The sequence below is a fragment of the Blastococcus saxobsidens genome (assembly GCF_010682065.1).
Classification (GTDB): domain Bacteria; phylum Actinomycetota; class Actinomycetes; order Mycobacteriales; family Geodermatophilaceae; genus Blastococcus; species Blastococcus saxobsidens_B.
Genome location: NZ_JAAGWG010000022.1, coordinates 1 through 17,038, shown reverse-complemented (window position 1 = coordinate 17,038; position 17,038 = coordinate 1). Strand labels below are relative to the sequence as shown.

Below are 17,038 nucleotides of genomic sequence, written 5' to 3'. Positions count from 1 at the left end.
GCAACCGGCGTGAGGCCCGACGGCGCGGGTAGGGACGGAGCACCCCACCCGTCTGCCGAGGAGCTCTCCATGGCCCGCAACACCCTGTCCCGCTCGCTCCACGATCTCGGTCTCTCCGCCTGGTTCGGCGGCACGCTGGCCAACGCCGTCGCGCTGAACGCCGCCGCGGGCGAGGCCGGCACCGACGCCGCGACCGGCCGGGTCGCCAACGCCGGCTGGGACCGCTGGACCCCGGTCAACGCCGCCGCGATCGGCGCCCACCTGATCGGCAGCGTCGGCCAGCTCCGCGCCAACAAGCAGCGGGTCGCCGCCCAGCAGGGGGTGGCCGGCATGTCGGCGCTGAAGACCCTGGTCACCGCCGCGGCCCTGGGCGCCACCGCCTACAGCCGCGTGCTCGGCCAGCGGGTGTCGGCCGCCGGGGCCGTGCCGTCCAAGAAGGGCACGAAGCCGAGCCGGCGCACCAAGGTGGCGCAGGCCGACGTCGCGATGGCCCAGCAGCAGCTGGACACCCTGCAGTGGGTCATCCCTGCGCTGACCGGCACGCTGGTCGCGATCAGCTCCTACGCCGGCGAGCAGCAGCGCGCCTCCGAGGTCGCCAGGGGCGTCCGCTCCGCCTGATCACCCGCCGGCCGGTGAGGCACCGCATCCGCCGCCGCGCGGACGCCCTCACCGGTCGGGCCCGGTCCGTCGTGGTCAACGCCGGTCGCGCACGGCGCCCTCGGCCCGGAGCGCGGCCAGCACGGCCGGCGACACCCGGGCCAGCTCGGGCAGCACCGCGTCGCTCTTGTGCACGTTGCTCGACCACACCGACTCGGGGTGGGTGTCGCGCCCAGCGGCGACGTCCTCGGCGGTGCGCAGCTTGGCCACCTTGTGGGTCAGCACCCCGAACCCCACCTTGGCGATAACGTCGGCGGCCGAGTAGCCCACCTGCATCGCGGTGAACCAGGCCGGCGTGACGTCGACGAAGACGGGGACGGCGTAGACCAGCGGGTACACGCCGAAGCTGCTCAGCAGCACGATGGTGGCGTTGCGCAGGCTCGCGGCGGCCTCCGTGCCCATGGTGGGCAGCGAGACGCGGACCGCGCCGATCAGCGCCACGTACAGGTAGACGAAGAACGCGGTGCTGATCAGGCCCCACACCACCAACGCCGTGGCGTCCCGCCCCTGCGACAGCACCTGCGACCCCATGTACCCGGTGACGATCATGAGGAAGGCCGCCGCCATCGTCGTGAAGCGCAACCTGCGGGCGGCTGCACCGGCGATCGAGCAGACGGCGAGCAGTTCGACGGTCAGCAGCGGGACGGTGATCGACCAGTCGATGTACCGGGTGCCCAGCGTCGTCCGCGCCTCCTCGTTCGGCACGTGGACATCGCCCTCGAGCCGGAAACCGGTGTCCCAGTCCAGGTACAGGATCAGGTAGGCGACCATGGCGACCGCCGCCAGGCTCAGGCCCGCCAGCACCGAGGGCCGGTACCGCGCCGACACCTCGTCCTTGCTGTTCCAGGAGTAGACGACGTAGGCGAGCAGGGCGAACCCGGCACCGAGGATCGCGAGCTGGACGACGTCGTAGAGACCCAACGGCATCGTCTGCACTTCCGGGGTGGGCGTGTCCATGGGAGCTCCGGGGCGAGAGGGGGGATCGGGCCCGTCCCGCACGACGGCCCGCTTCCGGCCGCCCTACCCCTGCCCCTCCCCCACAACCGCCCGCCCCTCCCGAGGACGGCGCGCCGTCTCAGGTGCCGCAGAACGTGACGTAGGGCCCGAACGCGTCCGGGGCCGGCTCCGCGTGACGCTCCAAGCCGGCCCGCTCGTCGAACGGCCGGGACACGGCCTCCAGCAGCTGGTCCAGCGGGCCGGTGTCGCCGTCGGTCGCGGCGGCGAGCGCCTCCTCGACCAGGTGGTTGCGCGGCACGTAGACGGGGTTGGTCCGGTCCATCAGCGCGGCATCAGGCTGCAGCGCCCGCCAGCGCTCCAGCCAGCCGTCGAACCCTGCCAGGTCGAGCACGAGCAGCCGGGCGGGCTCGGCGTCGCCGCGGGCCGCCTCGCCGAGCCGGCGGAAGAAGGACGTGTGGTCCAGGCGGTTGTCCCGCATCAGGGCCAGCAGGTCGGTGGCGAGCGCTTCGGTGACCTCGTCGTCCAGGCCGTCGGGGAGCCCGAGCTTGGCGCGCATGCCCGCGGTCCACGCCGTGCTGTACCGGCGGCGGAACGTGCCCAGCGCCTCGGTCGCCATGGCCACCGCCGTCTCCTGGTCCTCGGCGAACAGCGGGAGGAGCGCCTCGGCCAGCCGGGCGAGGTTCCACTCGGTCACCACCGGCTGGTTGCCGTAGGCGTAGCGGCCACCGGTGTCGATCGAGCTGTAGACCGTCGCCGGGTCGAAGACGTCGAGGAACGCGCAGGGGCCGTAGTCGATCGTCTCGCCGGAGATCGTCACGTTGTCGGTGTTCAGCACCCCGTGCACGAAGCCGACCAGCATCCACCTCGCCACCAGCGCGGCCTGTGCCTCGAGGACCGCCTCGTACAGCGTCAGGTAGGGCTGCTCGGCGTCGGCCGCCGCCGGGTGGTGACGGTCGATCGCGTGGTCGGCGAGCCGGCGCAGCAGGTCCAGGTCGCCGGTGGCCGCGGCGTACTGGAAGCTGCCGACGCGCAGGTGGCTGGCGGCCACGCGGGCCAGCACCGCACCGGGCAGCATCGTCTCCCGGCGCACGGGGCGGCCGGTGGCCACCACGGCGAGGGAGCGCGTGGTCGGGATGCCAAGGGCGTGCATCGCCTCGCTGACGACGTACTCGCGCAGCATCGGCCCGACCGCGGCCAGGCCGTCGCCCCCGCGGGCCAGGGGCGTGCGGCCGGCACCCTTGAGGTGCAGGTCGCGCAGCCGGCCCTGCTCGCCGGTGAGCTCGCCCAGCAGCAGTGCCCGGCCGTCGCCCAGCCGCGGGCTGTAGCCGCCGAACTGGTGCCCGGCGTAGACCTGCGCCACCGGGGAGGCGCCATCCGGGACGGCGTTGCCGGTCAGGAACCGCAGACCGTCAGGACCGCGGAGCGCGGCCGGGTCCAGACCCAGTTCGGTGGCCAGGGCGTCGTTCAGCACGAGCAGTCGTGGGTCGGGTGCCTCCTCGGCCCGCCAGGCCACCGCCAGCTCGGGCAGGTCACGGGCGAACCGGTCGCCGAGGGCGACCGTGGGACCGGGGGCGACGCTCACCGTCCGAGCGTACGACCGCAAGCACGGGTGCACGCGGGCTCGGGCGGGCACACCGCGACCGGCTGCTCATAGCCCACGCGGTAGAAGCCCAGGGCTCATACCAGGGCCAGGCAGGCCAGCGCCAGCAGCCAGCTGGTCATCGAGCCGATGAGGAAGTACTCGGTCAGGACGTCGATGCGCTGCCCCGGCGTCGCCGGCTCGTCGTCGGACGTGGCGATGTCGGACGTGGCGATGTCGGACATGGCGATGTCGGACATGGCGATGTCGGACATGGCGATGTCGGACCTGGCGATGTCGGACATGGCGATGTCGGACCTGGCGATGTCGGACCTGGCGCCGTCGGACCTGGCGCCGTCGGACGTGGCGACGTCGGCCGGACGACCGTCGACGCCCGGCTCGGCGCGGTAGGACTGCAGCTCGGGGAACCGGAGCAACCCCTTCGCGGCGACGATGATCGAGGCGGCGGCGACGTTGCCCGACAGGCCGAGCCCGAGGATGAGCAGCCGCTCCATGGGCCCGAGCACCCGACCGCCCTTGATCTGCTGCTCACTGCGCCGGACCTTGCTGCCGGACGCGGTGAGCACGAGGCGTACGAGCACGTTCCCGGTGCCGATCAGGAACACCGCGCAGGCCACCACGAGCAGGGCCCGCTCCAGCGGCACGCCGTCCAGCGCCGGCCACGGCAGGGACCGGTACCAGCGTTCGAGGCGTCCGCCGAGCGGCGGGGCGGCCGGCGCCAGGACGAGCGCGGCACCCAGGAGGCAGCCGGCGACGAGCAGGGCCGGCCACGTCGGCCGCTCCTCGCGCACCGAGGCGGCGACCGCGACGGCCCAGCCGAGGGACAGCAGGACCACGACGACGACCGCACCCGCGGTCGCCCCGGTGCCGAGGCCGCCCAGCCGGAGCACGACCGCGGCCAGCAGTCCGGCGAGGAGCGGACCGAGCAGGCTCCCCCGGCCCAGCCGCTCGCTGTCCCAGCGCGCCAGGTCGACGACGCCGAGGGAGAGCAGCACCAGTGCCGGCCAGATCATGACCCGGCCCCGCCCAGCGCCTCCTGGGCATCGCGGACGGCGAACGCGCCCATGCGGGTCAGCCGCTGGGACACCGCCGACTGGGAGATGCCGAGCTGGGCGGCCAGGTCCACCTGGGTGCGGCCGGTGAGCCACCCGCGGAGGAGGGTGACGCCGCGCTCGTCGTGCCGCGGGACGAGGGCGTCCCGGCACAGCAGGTGGGCGTTGACGAAGCGCGCCTGCTCCCCGCCGTCGGCGCCGTCCGCCCCGTCGGCGGCCACGTACCAGGTGCGCGCCGCCCGCTCGTGCCCGCCGCGGGTCTGCTGCCGGTGCACGTGGTCGATGGCCTCGCGCGCCGCCCACCAGGCGGGGCCGTCCTGGGAGATCGGCCGGCGGGTGGCGTCGAAGACGGTGACCGGTCCGCTGCCGATGCCGAAGCGCGTGTCCACCTCAGGGAGCAGGAGCAGGCGGACGAGCAGGGTGGCGCGGACGGCGTCCGCCACCGAGCGGTAGGCCCCCTGGAACTCGTCGCCGATCGTCACGTCGAGCGGTTGCACCGCCGGGACCGCCTCGTTGACCTCCGCCAGGGCGCTCTCGATGCTCCGCTGGACCTCCGCCCGCCGGGCATGGGTCTTCGAGGCGACGACGTCACCCAGGACGGCCGCGGTCCAGTGCTCCTCGACACTCACGCGGCTGACATTAGCTCTCAGCTTATGAGTTTGCAAGTATAAGCAACCGGTCGACGCGCCGGTCAGTCGAGGAGCGGTGCCACGTTCTCCGACCAGACGTCGGCACCCAGCCGGAGGATGAGCGCGGTGACGACCACGAGGAACGCGATCCGGATGAACCTGGTGCCGCGGCTGGTCGCCGTCCGGGCGCCGAGGTACCCCCCGATCATGTTGGCCGCCCCCAGCAGCAGACCCAGCCCCCAGAACACCGAGCCGTGCGGGACGAAGAACAGCAGCGCCCCGAGGTTGGTCGCACAGTTGACGATCTTGGCCTTGGCGCTGGCCGCCAGGAAGTCGTAACCCAGCAGCGAGACCATCGCGAAGACCAGGAACGACCCCGTGCCCGGGCCCAGGATGCCGTCGTAGAGGCCGATGGCCGCGCCCAGGCCGGCGGCGATGCCGTGGTGCCGGCGGCCGGCGTGCCGGAGCGCGGTCACCTCGCCCAGCGCGGGCCGGAACAGGGTGAAGGCACTGATCCCGACCAGCGCCAGCACGATCACCGGGCGGAAGAGGCTCGCCGGCAGCAGCGCGGCGACCGAGGCCCCGACGAAGCTGCTGACCAGCGCGATGCCGGCCATGGGCAGCGCGGTGCGCAGGTCCGGGCGCACGCGGCGGTAGTACGTGATCGCGCTGGTGCTCGTCCCGAACACCGAACCGAGCTTGTTCGTCGCGAGGGCCTGGACCGGGCTCATGCCGGGCACGAGCAGCAACGCCGGCAGCTGGATCAGGCCGCCGCCACCGACGACGGCGTCGACGAAGCCCGCCGTCAGCGCGGCCAGCAGCAGCAGCACGAGCGTCGCCGTGGTCAGGCCCTCGGGCAGGAGATCGGCGGAGAACAGGTCGATCATGCCGGCGACGCCGCCTGCGCGACGCCCGGGTCGCCGCCGAGCGGGATCTCCGGAGCGCCTGCGACCACGGGCAGATCCTTCCTCACGGCCTGCACCCTCCGGCCTGCACCCTCATCCGGCCTGCACCCTCATCCGGCGTCGGCCCACGACCGGACGACGGCGACGTCGAGCGGGAAATCGACCGGGAAGGACCCGAAGAGCAGCCGGCCGGCCTCGGCCGCGGCCTGCCGCACCTCCTCGGCCACGGCCGGCGCCAGGTGCGCGGGGGTGTGCACGAGCACCTCGTCGTGCAGGAAGAAGACCAGGTGCGGACGCTCGCCGGGCTCCCCCTCCCCCAGCCGCCACAGCCGGTTGCGCAGGTCGGCCAGCCAGCACAGCGCCCACTCCGCGGCGGTGCCCTGGACGACGAAGTTGCGGGTGAACCGGCCCCAGGCGCGCCGGTGCCGGTCCTGCTCCTGCCTTGAGCCACCGGCCTCCGGTGGTTCGCCGAGGTCGGCCTCCGCCCAGGGCCCGCTGGGGGCCGGCGAGCCGCGGCCGAGCAGGGTGCGCACCACCTCGCCCCGCTCCCCCGCCCGGGCCGCCTCCTCCACCAGGCCGATGGCGTGCGGGTACCGGCGGGCCAGCCGCGGCAGCATGCGCCCGCTCTCCCCACGGGTGCCGCCGTACATCGCGCCCAGCATCCCGAGCTTCGCCTCGGACCGGGTGGCCACGGCACCGGCGGTGACCATGCCCTGGTACAGGTCGGCCGACCGCGCGGCCTCCGCCATCGCGAGGTCACCGCTCATCGCGGCCAGCACCCGCGGCTCCAGCTGGGCGACGTCGGCGACGACGAACCGCCACCCCTCGTCGGCCACCGCGGCCGGCCGCACCTGGACGGGGACGGACAACGCTCCGCCGCCGTTGGACGCCCACCGCCCGGTCACCACGCCACCGGGGAGGAACCAGGAGCGGAACCGGCCGTCGCGCACCCAGGTGTCCAGCCACGCCCAGCCGTTGGCCTGCAGCAGCCGGGAGAGCTTCTTGTACTCCAGCAGCGGCGGGACTACCGGGTGGTCGATGCCCTCGAGGGTCCACGAGCGCGTGTCCTCCACCGGGAGTCCCGCGCCCTGCAGCGCCCGCAGCACGTCGACCGGCGAGTCGGGGTTCAGCGCCGGTGCCCCCAGCGCCTGCCGGAGCTCCCCGGCGAGCCGCTCCAGGACGGCGGGCCGGTGCCCACCCGCCGGGCGTGGCCCGAGCAGGTCGGTGAGCAGCTGCTCGTGCACGTCGGTGCGCCACGGCAGCCCGGCGTGCGTCATCTCCGCGGCGACCAGCGCCCCCGAGGACTCCGCGGCCAGCAGCAGCTCCAGCCGGCGCCGCTCCGGGGAAGCGCCCAGCACCGCCTGCTGGCGCCCGTGCTCGGAGAGCGGGTCGAGCCGGTCGGCCGGGTCGTCCAGCGGGAAGAGCGCGGCGTCGGTGGCGGTGACCGGCTGGAGCGCGGCCCACCCGGCCGACTCGTCGGCCAGCAGCAGCGCGCGGTCGGCGAACGGCGAGCGGCGCAGCAGCGCATGGGTGAGCCGCAGGTCGGTGCAGCGGGCGATCCGCACGCCGGCGTCCAGCAGCGCCGGGTACCAGCGGGTGGTGTCGTCCCAGACCCAGCGCACCGGTCCGGCCTCCCGCTCCCGGACGAACGCGGGGAGGTCGGCGGCCGGGATCAGGACCGGGCCGGCCCCGGGGCCCGGGGACGCCGGCTCGAACACCTCGACGGTGTCGCCACCGCGACGCACGAGGACGATCCGCTTCACCCGCGCAGTCTCGCCGACACCGGCGACAGGTCCGCCGGACGCCGGCTGCCGTGCCCCGGCGGCCGCTCCGGCACAGACTGCGGGAATGAGTTCCGCACCGGCCCGCACCGGCCCGTCCCGCGGCGTCGTCCGGTTGCTGAACACCTCAGCCGGGCGGGTGCTCTGCCTGGCCGGGGAGGTCGACGCGGCGTCGGTCGACTCGTTCGTCGCCCGCTACGGCCGCGAGCCCATGCCCGTCGACGGCATCGACGCCGGCTCCGTCACCGGCCTCTCGCTGCCCGCGGTGGACCTGGTGCTCGACCACCTCTCCGCCGCCGAGCGCGCCGGGCGCCCGGTCCGGGTGCGCCGCTCCCCCGCCGTGGAAAGCCTGCTGGCGGCAGCCGGGGGCTAGCGTGCGCGGGTGCGCATGAAGCCGGGCCGCCCCTCGCTGGCCGACCGCGCGGACCTGTTCGACGTCCCCGCGGCCAGCGGCGACCTCGGCGTCACCTTCCTCGGGGTCTCCACCCTGCTGTTCGACGACGGCCAGGACGCCGTCCTCACCGACGGCTTCTTCTCCCGGCCGCCCCTGCTCCGGGTGGCGCTCGGCCGGGTGGCCCCGGACGCGGGGCGGATCGACGCCGCGCTGGGCCGGCTCGGGCTGGACGGGCCGGGCTCCCGGCTGCGGGCCGTGGTGCCGGTGCACACGCACGTGGACCACGCGTTGGACTCCGCGGCCGTCGCCGCCCGCACCGGCGCCGTCCTCGTGGGCGGCGGGTCGGCCGCCCAGGTGGGGCGCGGCGGCGGGCTGCCCGACAGCCGGATCCAGCTGGTGGCACCGCACGCGCCGATGCCCTTCGGCTCCTTCACCCTCACCTTCGTCGAGTCCGCGCACTGCCCGCCGGACCGGTATCCGGGCCGCATCACCGAGCCGGTGGTCCCGCCGGTGCGCACGACCGCCTACCGCTGCGGTGAGGCCTGGTCGGTGCTCGTGGCCCACCGGAGCGGGCGGACGACGCTGGTGCAGGGCAGCGCCGGGTTCGTCCCGGGCGCGCTGGCCGGCGTCCGCGCGGACGTGGTGCACCTGGGCGTGGGGCAGCTCGGCGTGCAGTCCGAGGACTACATCCGGGCCTACTGGGCCGAGACGGTGGAGGCCGTCGGCGCCCGGGAGGTGGTGCTCGTCCACTGGGACGACTTCTTCCGCCCGCTGGACCGCCCGCTGCGGGGGCTGCCGTACGCCGGTGACGACCTCGACGTGACGCTGCGGGTGCTCGGCGGGCTGGCCGCCGCGCAGGGTGTCGGGCTGCACCTGCCGACCGTGTGGCGGCGCGAGGACCCGTGGAGCCTGCTGCCCTGAGGAGCGGCACCTCTACGGTGGCCGGGTGGAGGTCTGGTTCAACCCGTCGTGCTCCACGTGCCGCGTGGCGCGGGACGAGCTGGAGCGGTCGGGCGCGGAGTTCACGCTGCGCCACTACCTCGACGCCCCGCCGACCGAGGACGAGCTCCGCGCGGCGCTGACGGCCCTGCGGCTGGAGCCGTGGGACATCACCCGCATGTCGGAGCCGGTGGCCCGCGAGCTCGGGCTGCGGGACCTGCCGCGCGAGCGGGACGCCTGGATCGCGGTCCTCGTGGCGCACCCGCTGCTCATCCAGCGGCCCATCGTGCTGGCCGACGACGGGCGCGCGTGGGTGGCCCGCGACGGCGGGACGCTGGCCGAGGTGGTCGCGGCCGCCCGCGACGACGGCGCGACCTGAGCTTTCCGGCCGCGCCGCGCGGGTAAGGGCGGTCGGTGCCCACCGAGATGGACCCCAGCGACCCCGACACCCTCTACGCCGAGGGGCCGGTCGCTCCCGAACCGCCGGACGACGACCTGCCCGAGACCTCGCCGCTGACCGACAAGGGCGGGACAGGCCCGGGCCCCGACGACCTCGACCGGCTGCTGTGACCGGTCGCCGGGGCCGCCGGCGTCAGCGGTAGTTCACGTGCGGGTGGTCCATGTGGTTGGCGGTGGCGCTGCCGCGGTTCTCCATCGCCCGCCACGAGCCGTTGGCCGAGGAGAGCATCCGCTGCTGCCAGATGATGTAGTCGACGCCCAGCTCGTCCCAGTGCGCGCGGTGGTAGGCCACGATCGCGTCCCCGAGGGCCGAGTTGGACATGACCATGTAGTCCAGCGCGTTGCCGGACGGGTGCCCGCCCGGGTCGGCCGCGCTGGCCCGGGTGCCGCCGAGGGTGATGCGGTCGGCACCGGGCACGTTGCTGACGACGGCGTTCGCGGCGGCCTGCACCCGCGCGGACACCGGGCCGGCGCTGTTGGTGATCTTGGCGATCGCGCTGGCCGCGGTGGAGGCGGCGGCCGCCGGTGAGCCCTGGGCCGACTGCGTCGCCGTCGCGGTGGCCGTCTCCGCGGCGGCCGCAGCCGCAGCCGCCTCGGCGGCGGCCTTGGCCTTCGCCTCCTCTTCCGCGGCGGCCTTGGCCTTGGCCTCCTCCTCCGCCTTGCGCCGGTCGAGCTCGGCCTGGTCGGCGGCGGCCTGCGCCTGCTGGGCCTGGGTCTCGGCGGCCTGGCGGGAGCTGCGGCTGGCGGCCAGCTGCTCCAGCGGCTGGATGTCCTCGGTCACGTCGATCGGCCCGGACTGCGCGCTGAGCCCGAGCTCGGCGGCGACGCTCAGCGACTCGCTGGGGGTGGCCTCGGCCTGGGCCGAGGGCTCGACACCGATCAGGACGTTGACCAGGACGGCGCCGGCCGCGGCCATGCCGAGGTACACGCCGGGACGGCGGGCGGGGGTGGGGGTGCGGAAGCGCGAGCGGGCAGCGCGGCCGGAGGTGGTGGTGCGGGGGTTCATGGGTGTTCGGTGCTCCGTGGGTACGAGCGCAGCAGGGCCCCCTGGCAGGGGCGCGCGGGCGCGGATGTGCGGGCAGCGGCGGCCGGGGCCGGGCCGGTGCGGGTCACCTGGGAAGCGGCGTGGAGCCGGTCGAGCGGAGGCGCTCGGGGCGGTGGGCCCGCGGTGGCGCGGCGTCAGATGCGGCCGCGCGGGGTCAGATCCGGGAGCACACCGGGGTGGGTCGCTGGGTCGAGCGGGGTCGTACGTCCGTGCAGGGGCACGCCATCCGGCGGCTCTCCGTTCTTCCGTTGCCGCCTACCGGGTTAGCTGACGGATTCGGGCGGGAAGCAGCCCTACCGGCTCCGGGCTCGCGCCCTGAGCTGGATTCACCCCAGTACTGCGGTGGGTCCCCGGCTCGCCCCGGAGGGCGACTCGGCGGCGTCCGACCGGGCTCCCCTGGTGGGGACGAAACGACCGGGCGGACGACGCCACGGTAGCCGCCGTTATGGACTCGTGACAATGCGAGAACGTTTTTTTCGGCATCGGAACGAGCGTCGCGGCGCTGCGCGGAGCGCGGACCCGTGTAGGGCCGCCCCGCCCCCGACCGGCCGGGGTCGGGGCCCCAGGGGCACGGATGCGCAGGTCAGGGGGCTACCCCCTCGGAGCGGTGCGGTGCAGGTCACGGCGTCCGCGGGCTCAAGGAATCGCCGTCCGGGCCCGATGGATCGGTGTGACCAGCGTTGCGGAGCGTCCGGGCGAGGAGTGCGACGCCGTCGTACCCGCGTCCGGCTCCGCCCTCTGGGCCGTCGTGGACCACCTGGAGATCGTGTCCCGGTTCGAGCACGACGACGTCGAGGAGCCGGCCGAACGCGCCGTCGCCACGGCGCGGGAGCTCGGGCTGCTCGAACTCGAGCGGCGCGCCGGTCTGGTGCTGGCCGACCTGACGCGGCGCCGCGGCAACGTCGCGGAGGCGGGCCGGCGCGCCCAGGAGACCCTCCGCTGGGCGGTCGAGCACGGCGCGACGCACCTGCAGGCGCGCGCGCACTTCCTCCTGGCCGGCGTCTTCCAGAAGCTGGGCGACCTGTCCCAGGCCCTCGAGCACGCCGTCCGCGCCGCGGACCTGCTCGCCGAGGACGCGCCGGACGAACTGCGCATCGACCACCACGGCCGACTGGCCGACTGCCTCGGTCTCAACGGCGACCTCGTGGCGCGCGAGCGCTACGACCTCGTGCTGGGGATCGCCGAGGAGATCGGCGACGTCGAACGCCAGGTGCTCGTCCTCAACAACCGCACCTACTGCGAGACGATCAGCGGCCAATACGACGAGGCCCTCGTCTGGAGCACCCGGCTGCAGGAGGTCGCCGCGCGGCACGGCGTCCCGCTGCGTGCCGGGCGGCTGGACACGATCGGCCGCGCGCTCATGGAGCTGGGGCGGCTGGCGGACGCCGAGGCGGCGATGCTGCCGGGGCTGCACCCGGAGGTGCTCGACTCCTCCCTCGACGGCGACGCCGGGGCCGACTTCCTGCTCACGCTGGCCGAGCTGCGCCGTCGGCGCGGGAACCTCGCCGGCGCCCAGGAGAACCTCGACGAGTGCGTGCGCCGCTGCGAGCAGCACGGGCTGACCTCGATCCGCGTCCGCGCCCGCCGCGAGCAGGCCGAGCTGCATGCCGCCGCCGGCCGCTACCGGCAGGCCTTCGAGGAGCACAAGCTCTACACCGACGAGTTCATGGAGCTCCAGTCGGCCGACCGGGACGCCCGGGCCCGGGCGCTCCAGGCCATGTACGAGACGGCGGAGGCCCGTCGCCAGTCCCGCCGATACCGCGAGCTGTCGCTGCGCGACCCGCTCACCGGCCTGTACAACCGGCGGTTCGTCGACGAGGAGCTGTCCCGGGTGCTGGGCGACCCGGCAGCGGCCGCCGGCGCGGTGACCGTCGCGCTGCTCGACCTCGACCACTTCAAGCGGATCAACGACACCTGCTCCCACGAGACCGGGGACCGGGTGCTCCGCGCGGTGGCCCAGCTGCTCGTGGAGACCGACCCGGCGAACGCCGACAGCGCCTACGCCGGATCCTTCGTCGCCCGGCTGGGCGGCGAGGAGTTCCTGCTCGTCGTCGTCGGCCTGGAGCCGGCCGCGGCCGTCCGGCACCTGGAGGAGGTGCGGCGCACCGTGGCCGCACAGGCCTGGGCCGAGCTGACCGGCGACCTGCCGGTGACGGTCAGCATCGGCGCGGCCAGCACCGACGGTCTCGACTCGCCTGCGGCCACGGACATGCTCGCCCGGGCCGACGCCCGCCTCTACACGGCCAAGCGCCAGGGACGGGACCGGGTCGTCAGCGAAGCCGGCTGATCAGGCGCCCGGCTGGACGTCCACGCCGGACCGGGTGACCCGCACTCCCGGGACGGACGGGGCGGGCTGCGCACCCACGACGAAGGCGATGCTGGCCTCCGGCCCGGGGACCCAGGCCGCCGCCTCGTCCTGCGTAGCCGCCGTGACGCCGCCGTCCTCGTCGACGCGGACCGCCCATCCCCCGGCCGACGCCTCCCACGCGGCCGCGCCGGCGCGGAGCAGCGCGTCCTCGTCCACGACGTCGACCGTGTACGTCACCAGCACCCGATAGGTCGCCACCCGGCGATCCTGGCCCCCGGGCAGCCGGATCAGGAGGGCTCGACCCCGAACACGGTGGCGAGCCGCTCGATCTTGCGTGCCCGCCCCAGCCGCGGCAGGTCGCTGCCGTCGCGGATGACCTGACCGCGCGCGTCGAAGTCGGCGAGGAAGTCCCGCGCCCAGGCGACGTCGGACGGCGTCGGGCTGATGACCTCGTTGATCACGGGCAGCTGGTCCATGTCCAGGCAGAGCTTGCCGGTCAGCCCGAGGGAGACCGTGACCGCCGTCTGCTCGCGGAGCACGGGATGGCTGCTGCTGACCGTGGGCCCGTCGATCGGTCCGGGGAGCCCGCCGATCCGGCTGGCCACGACCAGGCGGGAGCGTGGGTAGGCCATGGCGAGCTCGTCGGCGCTGGTGCCGGTGTCGCGGCGGTAGTCACCGCTGCCGAACGCGAGCCGGAAGACGCCGCGGGCACGGGCGATGTTCACCGACTCCTCGATGCCGAGGGCCGACTCCACCAGCGCCAGCACCGGGGTGGAGCCACCGAGCCGGTCGAAGGTCTCGGTGACGTGCTCGGCGGCCTCGGTCTTGGCGAGCATGACGCCCTGCAGCCCCGGGGAGCCGGCGAGCTGCGCGACGTCATCGGCCCAGAACTGGCTGGCGTGGTCGTTGATGCGCACCCAGGCGGTGTGATCGGGCTCGGCGAGCCACCGGATCACGCCCTCGCGGGCCTCCGCCTTGTGCGCGGGGTCCACCGCGTCCTCGATGTCCAGGATGACCTGGTCGGCGCGCGAGCCGTGCGCGACGTCGAAGAGCTCACCCCGCGCTCCGTTGACCAGCAGCCACGAGCGCGCATCGTCGGGTCCCACCGTTCTCCGTCCAGCCACGTGCCCATCCTGACCCCGATCGGCCCCGGCCGCGCGCACGTCCCACGCGGCGACGCGCGGTGCTTCCGGTCAGCGGGAACGGCGGGCAGCCAGCCGCGCGATCTGCCGGAGCGCTGCGACGAAGGGAGCCGAGAGCTGGTCGCGGGAACTGCTCCCGGTGTCCGGCGACGATGTAGGGGGTCGCTGTCAAGAGTGCCCGAAGTTCTGTGGACAGGGCTCTGACCTGCGCTTTCGGGTGGCACGACCGTCCGATGGGCGGTAGGATTCGAACGTCTGATCGAGCGTTCGGGAGGTGTCGTGGACCAGCTGGACGAGGCGCTGGACGCGCTCGCTGCCGAACGGATCGAGGGCCTGTTCGGTCCGGCTCTGCTCGAGCGCCTCGGTCCACTGCTGGCGATGCAGAACCGGCTGGCCGCCGAGGTCGCCCGCACGGTGCGGCAGTGCGAGCTGGCCGGCGCCGCCGAGCACGACGGCAAGGCGTCGATGGCCTCCTGGCTGCGCGGCCACGCCCGGCTGTCGGCGGCGGCGGCCAACCAGTTGGTCCGCAACGGGCGGGCACTGGACCAGCTGCCCGCCGTGGCTGCTGCCGCCACGCGCGGTGAGGTGACGCCAGAAGCGGTCGCTGCGATCGCGCCGGTGACGGCGCCGGAGCACCTCGCGGCTGCCGATGCCCAGGGCGTCGACGTGGCCGGGGTGGATGCGGCGCTGGCCGAGGTGGCCGCCGGCCGCCCGCACGCCGAGCTGCGGCAGGTCGTCGGCCACTACCTCGCGCGCCTGGACCCCGACGGCCCCGAGCCGGACCCCACCGAGCAGCGCAGCTTCACCGCCGCCCGGCACTCCGACGGCTCCCTCAGCGGCCGGTTCCACCTCGACGCCGTCGGCGGGGAGAAGCTGCTCACCGCGGTCGAATCGATCCTGCAGGCGTCCCGCCCCGCCGGGGACACCCGCACCCGCGCCCAGCAGTCCGCCGACGCCCTCGTCCAGCTCTGCGACAACCAGCTCGCCGCCGGCTCCCTGCCGATCCTGCGCACCCAGAAGCCGCACGTCGTGGTCCGCGTGGACCTCGACGACCTGGTCGACCCGGCCACCGGCCCCGGTACCGCCCAGACCGGCTTCAGCGCGTTGATCTCCGCCGCCCGGGCCCGCTGGCTGGCCTGCGACGGCGGCGTCAGCCGCATTGTCCTCGGCCCCGACGGCCAGGTCCTCGACTACGGCCGCCGCCAGCGGGTCTCCCCACCCCAGCTGCGCCGCGCCGTCGACCACCGCGACCGCGGCTGCGTCTTCACCGGCTGCGACGCCCCCGCGCACTGGTGCGACGTCCACCACCTCGTGCACTGGATCGACGGCGGCGAGACCACCCTCGAGAACTCCGCACTGTTGTGCGAACGACACCACAGCAAGGTCCACCACGGCTTCCGCGTGGAGCGACGAGCCGACGGCCGATGGCGCACCTGGCGCCCCGACGGCAGCGAGATCCTGCTCCTGCCACGCCTTCCGGACGAGACCGCCCGCGCCCGCGCAGGCTGACCGCGCTCGCCCGTCGGCACCGCCTGCCACGATGGCGGGATGCTGCTCGCCGAGGTCGTCGCCGCGTCCACCGCGGTGACGGCCGCCCGCGGGCGGACGGCCAAGGCCGGCCTCATCGCCGAGGCCCTGCGCCGCGCGGACGCCGGCGAGCTGCCGGCTGTCACCGCCTGGCTCTCGGGCGAGCCGCTGCAACGCCGGCTCGGGGTCGGCTGGCGGTCGCTCGCCTCCCTCACCGGCGGCGCCGCGACGGACTCGACGCTCACCGTGGCCACCGTCGACGCGACCTTCGAGGAGCTCGCCGGCACGGCCGGTCCCGGGTCGTCCGGGCGCCGGGAGATGCTCCTGCGCGACGTCCTCGCCCGGGCCTCCACCGAGGAGCAGCGGTTCCTCGTCCGGCTCATCACCGGCGAGCTCCGGCAGGGCGCCCTGGAAGGCGTGGTGCTGGAGGCGGTGGCCACGGCATCCGGCGTCCCCGCCGCCGACGTCCGGCGCGCCTTCATGCTGTCCGGGAGCCTCCCGGCGACCGCCGCCACCGCCCTCGCCGGCGGCGCCGAGGCGCTCGCCGCCGTCCGCCTCCAGGTCGGCCGGCCGGTGCGGCCCATGCTGGCCAGCCCCGGCAGCTCGCTCGACGCCGCCCTGACCGCCCTGGGTTCCGAGGTGACCGTCGAGTTCAAGCTCGACGGCGCCCGCATCCAGGTCCACCGGGACGGCGACGACGTCCGCGTCTGGACCCGCACGCTGCGCGAGGTCACCGGCGGGGTGCCCGAGCTGGTCGAGCGGGTGCGTGCCCTCCCCTGCCGCACCGTCGTCCTCGACGGCGAGACGCTGGCCCTGGACGACGACGGCCGGCCACGGGCGTTCCAGGACACGATGAGCCGCTTCGGCAGCACCACGACCGGCGAGGAGCCCGCGGATGCCGGCGGGCTGCTCAGCCCGTTCTTCTTCGACCTGCTGCACCTCGACGGTCGCGACCTGCTGGACGAGCCGCTGCACGTCCGCCTCGACGCACTGGCCGCACTGCTCGCCGACGACGCCCACGCCCCGCTGCGCACGCCCGGCGTCCGCCGGCCCGACGCCGACCAGGCCGCCCAGGTGCTCGAGGACGCGCTCGACGGCGGGCACGAGGGCGTCGTCGTCAAGGACCTCACCGCGCCCTACGCCGCCGGCCGGCGCGGCAAGGCGTGGCAGAAGGTCAAGCCGGTGCACACGCTCGACCTCGTCGTCCTCGGCGCGGAGTGGGGCTACGGCCGCCGCGCGGGGAAGCTCTCCAACATCCACCTCGGCGCCCGCGACCCCGACGGCGGCGAGCCCGTGATGGTCGGCAAGACGTTCAAGGGCATGACCGACGAGCTGCTGGACTGGCAGACCCGCACCTTCCCCGGGCACGCGCGGGAGGAGACGCCCTGGGGCGTGCTCCTGGAGCCGGGACTGGTCGTCGAGATCGCGGTGGACGGCGCCCAGCGCAGCCCGCGCTACCCCGGCGGCGTCGCACTGCGCTTCGCCCGCGTGCTCCGCTACCGGCCCGACAAGACCCCGGCCGAGGCCGACACCCTCGAGGCGGTGCGGGCGCTGCTGGCCGGCGCGCCCTAGGTGTACTGACCCGCCAGGTTGGTGACGCGGGCGGCGGGGGTTCGTCCGCCGAGCGCGGTGTGGCCGCGGTG

Annotated in this window: 17 protein-coding genes and 1 riboswitch; of the genes, 8 read left to right on the top strand and 9 right to left on the bottom strand. The window is 75.0% G+C overall.

Annotated elements, in window-relative coordinates:
• Window positions 1-69: 69 nt before the first annotated feature.
• Window positions 70-618 (top strand): hypothetical protein, encoded by a 549-nt coding sequence (locus GCU60_RS13835; protein WP_163206183.1) that lies wholly within the window; start codon window positions 70-72, stop codon window positions 616-618.
• Between the two features lie 75 nt (window positions 619-693).
• On the opposite strand, the gene GCU60_RS13830 is transcribed toward GCU60_RS13835, so the two are convergent.
• The 6 genes from GCU60_RS13830 to GCU60_RS13805 all read right to left on the bottom strand — a co-directional run bounded on the left by GCU60_RS13830 (window position 694) and on the right by GCU60_RS13805 (window position 7,563).
• Window positions 694-1,614 carry a bacteriorhodopsin gene (locus GCU60_RS13830; protein ID WP_163206181.1) on the bottom strand — a complete coding sequence of 307 codons (921 nt, stop codon included), beginning with the start codon at window positions 1,612-1,614 and terminating at the stop codon, window positions 694-696.
• Window positions 1,615-1,732: 118 nt separating this feature from the next.
• Entirely contained in the window at window positions 1,733-3,196 is a 1,464-nt protein-coding gene (locus GCU60_RS13825) for a protein adenylyltransferase SelO family protein (RefSeq protein WP_163206179.1), read from the bottom strand.
• A gap of 95 nt (window positions 3,197-3,291) precedes the next feature.
• Window positions 3,292-4,227: a hypothetical protein gene (locus GCU60_RS13820; RefSeq protein ID WP_163206177.1), complete on the bottom strand. Its 936-nt coding sequence runs from the start codon at window positions 4,225-4,227 to the stop codon at window positions 3,292-3,294.
• The gene (locus GCU60_RS13815) at window positions 4,224-4,895 is read right to left on the bottom strand and encodes a SatD family protein (RefSeq protein WP_163206175.1); all 672 of its coding nucleotides are present in this window, start codon (window positions 4,893-4,895) and stop codon (window positions 4,224-4,226) included. The genes GCU60_RS13820 and GCU60_RS13815 overlap by 4 nt, the downstream gene beginning before the upstream one ends.
• A 62-nt stretch (window positions 4,896-4,957) precedes the next feature.
• Window positions 4,958-5,782: a sulfite exporter TauE/SafE family protein gene (locus GCU60_RS13810; RefSeq protein WP_163206173.1), complete on the bottom strand. Its 825-nt coding sequence runs from the start codon at window positions 5,780-5,782 to the stop codon at window positions 4,958-4,960.
• 128 nt (window positions 5,783-5,910) lie between these two features.
• Window positions 5,911-7,563, bottom strand: a complete 1,653-nt coding sequence (locus tag GCU60_RS13805; RefSeq protein ID WP_163206171.1) for a bifunctional 3'-5' exonuclease/DNA polymerase — start codon at window positions 7,561-7,563, stop codon at window positions 5,911-5,913.
• An 85-nt stretch (window positions 7,564-7,648) separates the two neighbouring features.
• Here GCU60_RS13805 and GCU60_RS13800 point away from each other — a divergent pair, with 85 nt between their 5' ends.
• Genes GCU60_RS13800 through GCU60_RS19920 form a run of 4 tightly spaced genes read left to right on the top strand, consistent with a single transcriptional unit; the run spans window position 7,649 to window position 9,484 of the window.
• A complete protein-coding gene (locus GCU60_RS13800) occupies window positions 7,649-7,954 on the top strand; it encodes a hypothetical protein (protein WP_163206169.1) in 306 nt (101 codons plus the stop codon).
• A 9-nt stretch (window positions 7,955-7,963) separates the two neighbouring features.
• Window positions 7,964-8,896 (top strand): MBL fold metallo-hydrolase, encoded by a 933-nt coding sequence (locus GCU60_RS13795; RefSeq protein WP_163206167.1) that lies wholly within the window; start codon window positions 7,964-7,966, stop codon window positions 8,894-8,896.
• Window positions 8,897-8,921: 25 nt separating this feature from the next.
• Entirely contained in the window at window positions 8,922-9,293 is a 372-nt protein-coding gene (locus GCU60_RS13790; RefSeq protein WP_163206165.1) for an ArsC/Spx/MgsR family protein, read from the top strand.
• Between the two features lie 35 nt (window positions 9,294-9,328).
• Window positions 9,329-9,484 (top strand): hypothetical protein, encoded by a 156-nt coding sequence (locus GCU60_RS19920; protein ID WP_204262053.1) that lies wholly within the window; start codon window positions 9,329-9,331, stop codon window positions 9,482-9,484.
• A 22-nt stretch (window positions 9,485-9,506) separates the two neighbouring features.
• Here the strand turns inward: GCU60_RS19920 and GCU60_RS13785 are convergent, their stop codons facing one another.
• Window positions 9,507-10,379, bottom strand: coding sequence for a hypothetical protein (locus GCU60_RS13785; protein WP_163206163.1), 873 nt, complete (start codon window positions 10,377-10,379; stop codon window positions 9,507-9,509).
• A 276-nt stretch (window positions 10,380-10,655) separates the two neighbouring features.
• Window positions 10,656-10,806: riboswitch (cyclic di-AMP (ydaO/yuaA leader) on the bottom strand.
• Between the two features lie 282 nt (window positions 10,807-11,088).
• Here GCU60_RS13785 and GCU60_RS21640 point away from each other — a divergent pair.
• A complete protein-coding gene (locus GCU60_RS21640) occupies window positions 11,089-12,705 on the top strand; it encodes a GGDEF domain-containing protein (protein ID WP_345770591.1) in 1,617 nt (538 codons plus the stop codon).
• Here the strand turns inward: GCU60_RS21640 and GCU60_RS13775 are convergent, their stop codons facing one another.
• Window positions 12,706-12,984 carry a hypothetical protein gene (locus GCU60_RS13775; RefSeq protein WP_163206158.1) on the bottom strand — a complete coding sequence of 93 codons (279 nt, stop codon included), beginning with the start codon at window positions 12,982-12,984 and terminating at the stop codon, window positions 12,706-12,708.
• A 29-nt stretch (window positions 12,985-13,013) separates the two neighbouring features.
• Window positions 13,014-13,832, bottom strand: a complete 819-nt coding sequence (locus GCU60_RS13770) for an HpcH/HpaI aldolase/citrate lyase family protein (protein WP_345770590.1) — start codon at window positions 13,830-13,832, stop codon at window positions 13,014-13,016.
• Between the two features lie 315 nt (window positions 13,833-14,147).
• Between GCU60_RS13770 and GCU60_RS13765 the strand changes: the two genes are divergently transcribed.
• Window positions 14,148-15,377 carry a DUF222 domain-containing protein gene (locus GCU60_RS13765; protein WP_163206154.1) on the top strand — a complete coding sequence of 410 codons (1,230 nt, stop codon included), beginning with the start codon at window positions 14,148-14,150 and terminating at the stop codon, window positions 15,375-15,377.
• 39 nt (window positions 15,378-15,416) lie between these two features.
• Window positions 15,417-16,967: an ATP-dependent DNA ligase gene (locus GCU60_RS13760; protein WP_163206152.1), complete on the top strand. Its 1,551-nt coding sequence runs from the start codon at window positions 15,417-15,419 to the stop codon at window positions 16,965-16,967.
• Window positions 16,968-17,038: the final 71 nt, after the last annotated feature.

Excerpts from the sequence above, each read along its gene's own strand:
- GCU60_RS13835 (WP_163206183.1), top strand. The coding sequence starts at position 70 with ATGGCCCGCAACACCCTGTCCCGCTCGCTCCACGATCTCGGTCTCTCC.
- GCU60_RS13830 (WP_163206181.1), bottom strand. The coding sequence starts at position 1,614 with ATGGACACGCCCACCCCGGAAGTGCAGACGATGCCGTTGGGTCTCTAC.
- GCU60_RS13820 (WP_163206177.1), bottom strand. The coding sequence starts at position 4,227 with ATGATCTGGCCGGCACTGGTGCTGCTCTCCCTCGGCGTCGTCGACCTG.
- GCU60_RS13810 (WP_163206173.1), bottom strand. The coding sequence starts at position 5,782 with ATGATCGACCTGTTCTCCGCCGATCTCCTGCCCGAGGGCCTGACCACG.
- GCU60_RS13800 (WP_163206169.1), top strand. The coding sequence starts at position 7,649 with ATGAGTTCCGCACCGGCCCGCACCGGCCCGTCCCGCGGCGTCGTCCGG.
- GCU60_RS13785 (WP_163206163.1), bottom strand. The coding sequence starts at position 10,379 with ATGAACCCCCGCACCACCACCTCCGGCCGCGCTGCCCGCTCGCGCTTC.
- GCU60_RS13760 (WP_163206152.1), top strand. The coding sequence starts at position 15,417 with ATGCTGCTCGCCGAGGTCGTCGCCGCGTCCACCGCGGTGACGGCCGCC.